Below are 6,000 nucleotides of genomic sequence, written 5' to 3'. Positions count from 1 at the left end.
GGAACACGTGCTTCGCCAGGTCGATACCCACAATGCTAATGTGATTCATGGATGGACCCTCTCTTCGAGATGCCGTGGGTGCCCCATGCACCCGTCAGATGGCGTATACACACTCATCTTGGCACGTGGGGGGACGGGTCCATCCCATTTCCCACCAGTCGCTACCTGGTTCACCCCCAGGTGGGTCTCGCTCACCCGTCTGCCGGTCATCGGATACAAGACGAGGGCCAGCCCATATTCACCAGCGGTGGACCTGCTGGTCATCATGACATTCTCGATATCATGTGCTCGCGGCGGCTTTGCCGCTGCAGCGTCAAGTTACAGACTGTGGACCGCTGACACACGCTCGGTGCCATGGATGGCCTTAGCCTGAGCCATCTCTAGACACAAAAAAACCACCCCTCTTGCGAGGGGTGGTGGATCGTGGCATCACCAGGCACTGAGCCTGGCCTGCCCGCTACCGCTTACTTGCGCATGGAACGCTCGAACATGCGGTTCATCTCTTCGCGGTTCTGCTGAGACATCTGCAGAGCTGCTTGAGCATCACGCTGAGCCTGATTAGCAGTGTTCTGGGCCTGGGTCGCGATGCTACGAGCCTCGGCGGCGTCAGCCTGAGCGGACTCGGCGGTGGTACGGACTTCTTCCAGGGCACCGGAGGAAGCACAACCGGCCAGAACGGCGAGTGAGGCGGCAGCGGCGGACAGCTTCAGAGTAGTCTTGAGAGTCATGGTGTTCTCCTTGGGTCTTCCTTGGTACTGCGTTGGTGATGCCTGATGAACAGGCGTCCTGCTTTGCAGGTCCTAACGGCAGCAATACGCTTGCTGCCTCTCAAAGGCTTCAAACGCTGCGCTGAATTGCGGCACAACGCTTACCTCCGACTAGAACGTCCTTAGCGCATGTAAAGCCTAGCGGATGACGACCCGCGTGCCAATGTCGATCATCGACGACAGGGCCTCGATCTGCCGATCGGTGACCGCGACGCAGCCATCGGTCCAATGAAAGCGCCGATGGATTTCAGGGTCAGCCACGCCGACGCCATGGATACCGATATAACCGCCCAGAGCCGTATCCTGCGGCGGACTCCCATAGCGACGATAATAGGTGAAATAGTCATCGTAGTCGCGCTGGCTATAAACGCCAGAATCCAGCGCCATGCGAGCATGTGTCGGCGTCGGATAGTCCAGGCCAACGAAGATATGATACTTGCTGCCATAATTGAAGCGCGAGACATGAAACTCGCCCAGCGGCGTAGCACGATCACCACGCACTCGCTGCGGCTTGGCGCCACCGCGGCCCAGCGACACCGGGGAAAAACGATCCACCAGGCGGTTACCCCGGAAGATACTGAGCCGTGCCTCGTGATCATCGACGAGCACCCATAGCTCGTCGGGAAAGCGCGGCGCACCGGCATCGGCCAGCAGATCGGACATCAGGGTGGCCCCTTGAGCCGGCGCCCAGAACGGCAGACTCAAAGCCAACAGGCCGAAACGGCGGCGGGACAACTTGTGCGTCTTGGGCGTATTCATCATGGACATGCAAGGGGCCGAGAGCAAAGACGCCGTTATATCGCATTGCGGCGTTGATGTCAGGCCGTGATGTCGAATATCGCAGCTGATGACGCTTCCCTCCGTTCAGAGCCGACTCGATGCCGCCCGCCAATCAAATTGTCGCCATCAAGAGACACCTCGATAGATACTGACAGGTACCGTTCAATACGCCTCGAGACGCTGGATATCACGTACCAGGCGACGAACCTCGGCGTCCTCCCCCTGCACCAGCGCCTCGAAGAATTCCCGCTCCTCGGCCCCACTCGCTCGTTCGCCACGGTGACGATAGAGGTCCTGCAAGGTACGGTGCGTGGTCAGGGCCGTCGCCAGCAATGCCTCCACCTCCTCGTCGTCACGCACTTCCGGGAGGCGCTCGAGTACTGGCGCATGAGGAAAATCGTCCGGCTCATCGAACCAGACGTCGAGCACCCGACGATGGCCGCTGCCCTCGGCGAGATAAGCCTCGAGCTCGCGCTGCATCCGTCGCTCATGATCAGCGAGATAATCTAGCGCCAAGCGTAGCCGAGGAGCGACATCGTTTGCTGTCAGACGAGTGTAAGCCGCCTCGAGACGAGCGTGATAATCTGCCGCCCAACGCACCAACTCTCGTACTTGATGAAAGCGCATGGCCTTGCCCCTCCGGTGACCCGTCGTCCGCGGTTGAAGCATCACGCCGCCGCCGCTACTGATATCCTAGACGAGACGAGAGGCGGCCCGGCTTGATGCAGGTCAAGACGGCCGTGACGTCGCGGCAAATCGGCGAAGGGGACAAGCGTGGGCGAGGCACTGCTGGATTCGGGCCATCTGGCCGTGGTCGGCACCACTTTGCTGGTGGTGGCGGCCTCCGTACTCTTGCATTTCGAGGTGTCGAGCGTACTCAGCCGACTGATGCGACGCACCTCGCCCTCACGACGCCGGCGCTTTCTGGGCCTGATGTTCGGCCTGCTGACCGCCCATGTGGCGGAGATCTGGCTGTTCGGCCTGGCGGCCTGGTGGTTGGAAGGAACGACGTCGGGTACCGTGGCCGGCGCGCCGATGGTCAACGGGCTGGACTATGTCTATCTCTCGGCGATCACCTACACGACCCTCGGGTACGGCGACGTCTTCCCCGAGGGGCCTCTGCGGTTCCTGATGGGCACCGAGTCATTGACCGGCTTCATGTTGATCACCTGGTCGGCGTCGTTGACCTTTCTAGAAATGCAGCGGCATTGGAACGACCGCGGCTAGATCAAGATCATGCCCGAACCGTACCTAGGCTCCTCAACGTTTCGCACACAACCCTGAAGGCGGCAGCTACCACTCCTCGCTGGTCTGGCGCAGTTCAGAGATCTCGCGCTTGGCCGCCATCAAGCAGTCGTACAGCTCATCGCCTAGGGCGGCGGCACTGCCCACGGCGATGATGCCCTGCGCTGCGCCGCTGACGCGACGCGCCACGCCGTCGCTGGTATGCAAGGCCTCGATGCGAGCGATAAGCCGCGCAAGCCAGCTGTCCGGGCGCTGGGCCAGGCCACGCAGCCGCTCCAGCTCGGCCAGCGACTCTCCCTGGGGCGCGAGAAGCTCGCGCCAGTCGTGACGCTCGAGGCCAGCATGCTCGGTGACCTCGCGCAGCAGCGACTCGAGGGCCAGCTCGAGCAGGGCCAAGGCCCCCTCCTCACCGGCCATGCGTCTCGCCTCGGCATGCTCATCGTCGCCGGCAGGCGCCGCCAGCAGCAACTCCGCCTGGTACAGCAGCTGATTGGTGCGGGCTCGTGGGGTCACTTGCGCTTGTCCTCCACCTGCCACTTGCCATCGTTGAAGGTGGCCTTCCAGCCGGTAGCCTTGCCGTCATCCTCGGTCATCAGGAACTGCGCCTTGGCCTTGCGCGAGAAGCGGATCTGCGCCGGCCGGCCGTCCGGATCCGCATCAGGAGCGTCGAGCAGGTAGCGGTACTTGTCCGGCAGCTCCTCGGCATGCGCCTTCAGCTCGATCACCAGCGGCGGCCGAGTCTCGCGGTTCTTGGGGAATTTGCTCGCCGCCAGGAACAGCCCGCTGGCCCCGTCGCGCAGCACGTAGTGGTCGTCGACCTTCTGGCAGGCCAGCTCCGGCATTGGGATAGGGTCCATCTTGGGCGGCGCCACCTCGCCGCTCTTGAGCAGCTTGCGGGTGTTCTTGCAACTCTCGTTGGTGCAGCCGAAATACTTGCCGAAGCGACCACTCTTGAGCTGCATCTCGCTGCCGCACTTGTCGCACTCGATGGTCGGGCCCTCATAGCCCTTGATGCGAAACTTGCCCTGCTCGACCTCGTAGCCGTCGCAGTCAGGACTGTTGCCGCAGACGTGCAGCTTGCGGGTCTCGTCGATCAGGTAGCTGTCCATCGCCGTGCCGCACTTGGGGCAGCGATGCTTGGCGCGCAGTGCATCGGTCTCGGCGTCCTCGTCGGCATCGGCGGCCACCGCTTCGTCGCCAGGCAGCAGATCGATGGTGGTCTTGCAGCGCTCCTTGGGCGGCAGATTGTAGCCGGAACAGCCCAGGAATACGCCTGTCGAGGCGGTGCGAATCTGCATCTTGCGTCCGCAGCTCGGACAGTCGATGTCGGTGGGCACCGGCTGGTTGGGCCGCATGCCTTCCTCACTCTGCGCCTCATCGAGCTCCTCGCGAAACTCGGCATAAAAGGCGTCGAGCAGCTCGCGCCAGCGGCGCTCACCCTCGGCCACCTCGTCGAGGCTATCCTCCATGCGCGCGGTGAAGGAATAGTCCATCAGGTCGGGGAAGGATTCCTTGAGCCGCTCGGTGACGATGTCGCCCAGCTTCTCGGCGTAGAAGCGCCGATTCTCCAGCTTGACGTAGCCGCGATCCTGGATGGTCGAAATGATGGCTGCGTAAGTGGACGGCCGGCCGATGCCCTTCTTCTCGAGCTCCTTGACCAGGCTCGCCTCGGTATAGCGAGCCGGCGGCTTGGTGAAGTGCTGCTGGGGATCCAGCGATTCCAGGGTGAGGGGCGTGCCTTCGGCCAGGTCAGGCAGCGACTGGTCCTCGTCCTTGCGGCCCATCGGCTTCATCACGCGGGTGTAACCGTCGAACTTCAGCACCCGGCCCTTGGCCTTGAGCTCGTAGCCATCGGCGGCCACGGTCAAGGTGGTGGAAAGATATTCGGCGGGCGTCATCTGACAGGCCACGAACTGGCGCCAGATCAGCTCGTACAGGCGTTCGGCGTCACGTTCCATGCCCGCCAGATCGGTGGCGCGGCGCGTCACCTCGGAGGGGCGGATGGCCTCGTGAGCCTCCTGGGCGCCTTCCTTGCTGGAATAGCGGTTGGGCGCCTCGGGCAGGTAGCGCGCCCCGTATTCCTCGCCAATGAAGTCGCGCACGCCGTCCACCGCCTCGCGGGACAGGTTGGTGGAGTCGGTCCGCATGTAGGTAATGTAGCCCGCCTCATAGAGGCGCTGGGCCAGCGTCATGGTCTTCTTCACCGAGAATCCGAGGCGACCGCTGGCCGCCTGCTGGAGCGTCGAGGTGATGAAGGGGGCGTTGGGCTTGGAGCGGGTCGGCTTGTCCTCGCGGGAAGTGATCGCGAGTGACGCGTTCCTGAGCGCCTCGATGCGCTCCAGGGTCTCGGCCTCGGAGGTCGGACGGAATGCCTTGCCGTCCTGACGCGCCAGCTCGAAGCGCACCGGTGCCGCTGCGGCGACGTCGGCGGGCTTGAGATCGGCGTGGACGTCCCAGAACTCCTCGGGCACGAAGGCACGGATCTCGCGCTCGCGCTCGACGATCAGCCGCATCGCCACCGACTGAACGCGGCCGGCGGAGAGGCCGCGAGCGATCTTGGCCCACAGCAGCGGCGACAGCATGAAGCCCACGACGCGATCCAGGAAGCGCCGCGCCTGCTGGGCCTCAACCCGCGGCATGTTGAGCTGGCCAGGATCCTCGAAGGCCTCATGAATGGCATTCTTGGTGATCTCGTTGAACACCACCCGACGATAGCGCGACTCGTCGCCGCCGATGGTCTCGCGAAGGTGCCAGGCGATGGCCTCCCCCTCGCGGTCCAGATCGGTCGCGAGATAAACGGCATCGGCCTTCTCGGCGAGCTTTTGCAACTCGGCGACGACCTTCTCCTTGCCGGGCAAGATCTCGTAGTTGGCTTCCCAGTCATGCTCGGGGTCGATCCCCATGCGCCGGATCAGCTGCTCCCGCGCTTTGCGCTGGCGATATTCGGCCTTTTCCTCGGCGGACATCTTGCGCGTCGCGGCGGCCTGTCGGGCACGCTCCTTGGGATCCGAGGCCGTCTTGCCCGAGCCGCTGGTCGGCAGGTCACGGATGTGCCCCACGCTCGACTTCACGATGAACTCGTTGCCGAGATACTTGTTGATCGTCTTCGCCTTGGCCGGCGACTCAACGATGACCAGAGACTTGCCCATAGTGCTCCAAACGTCAGTAGGCGCGGGCATGGCCCGCGTCGAACGGAATCGACCACCCG

At 63.5% G+C, this 6,000-nt stretch carries 6 protein-coding genes; 1 reads left to right on the top strand and 5 read right to left on the bottom strand.

The window, feature by feature from the left end; all coding sequences use genetic code 11:
- Nucleotides 1-464: 464 nt before the first annotated feature.
- The 3 genes from ACGTN6_RS17535 to ACGTN6_RS17525 all read right to left on the bottom strand — a co-directional run bounded on the left by ACGTN6_RS17535 (nucleotide 465) and on the right by ACGTN6_RS17525 (nucleotide 2,027).
- On the bottom strand, nucleotides 465-728 hold the full coding sequence (locus ACGTN6_RS17535; RefSeq protein WP_394594062.1) for an Lpp/OprI family alanine-zipper lipoprotein: 264 nt from the start codon (nucleotides 726-728) through the stop codon (nucleotides 465-467).
- Between the two features lie 177 nt (nucleotides 729-905).
- Entirely contained in the window at nucleotides 906-1,526 is a 621-nt protein-coding gene (locus ACGTN6_RS17530) for a L,D-transpeptidase family protein (RefSeq protein ID WP_394594068.1), read from the bottom strand.
- A gap of 183 nt (nucleotides 1,527-1,709) precedes the next feature.
- Nucleotides 1,710-2,027 carry a 2-hydroxyacyl-CoA dehydratase gene (locus ACGTN6_RS17525; protein WP_394594059.1) on the bottom strand — a complete coding sequence of 106 codons (318 nt, stop codon included), beginning with the start codon at nucleotides 2,025-2,027 and terminating at the stop codon, nucleotides 1,710-1,712.
- 294 nt (nucleotides 2,028-2,321) lie between these two features.
- On the opposite strand from ACGTN6_RS17525, the gene ACGTN6_RS17520 reads away from it, so the two are divergent.
- A complete protein-coding gene (locus ACGTN6_RS17520; RefSeq protein ID WP_394594057.1) occupies nucleotides 2,322-2,774 on the top strand; it encodes an ion channel in 453 nt (150 codons plus the stop codon).
- 66 nt (nucleotides 2,775-2,840) lie between these two features.
- Here ACGTN6_RS17520 and ACGTN6_RS17515 read toward each other — a convergent pair whose 3' ends face one another.
- Together ACGTN6_RS17515 and topA are read right to left on the bottom strand one after the other, a co-directional pair.
- Entirely contained in the window at nucleotides 2,841-3,305 is a 465-nt protein-coding gene (locus ACGTN6_RS17515; RefSeq protein ID WP_394594055.1) for a DUF6586 family protein, read from the bottom strand.
- Nucleotides 3,302-5,941 carry a type I DNA topoisomerase gene (gene topA / locus ACGTN6_RS17510; protein WP_394594053.1) on the bottom strand — a complete coding sequence of 880 codons (2,640 nt, stop codon included), beginning with the start codon at nucleotides 5,939-5,941 and terminating at the stop codon, nucleotides 3,302-3,304. Before topA ends, ACGTN6_RS17515 begins: the two co-directional genes overlap by 4 nt.
- Nucleotides 5,942-6,000 lie beyond the last annotated feature (59 nt).

It is taken from the genome of Halomonas sp. B23F22_20, from assembly GCF_043496985.1.
Lineage (GTDB): Bacteria > Pseudomonadota > Gammaproteobacteria > Pseudomonadales > Halomonadaceae > Halomonas.
Note: the sequence above shows the minus strand (reverse complement) of the source record. Positions and strands in the feature narration are given on the sequence as shown.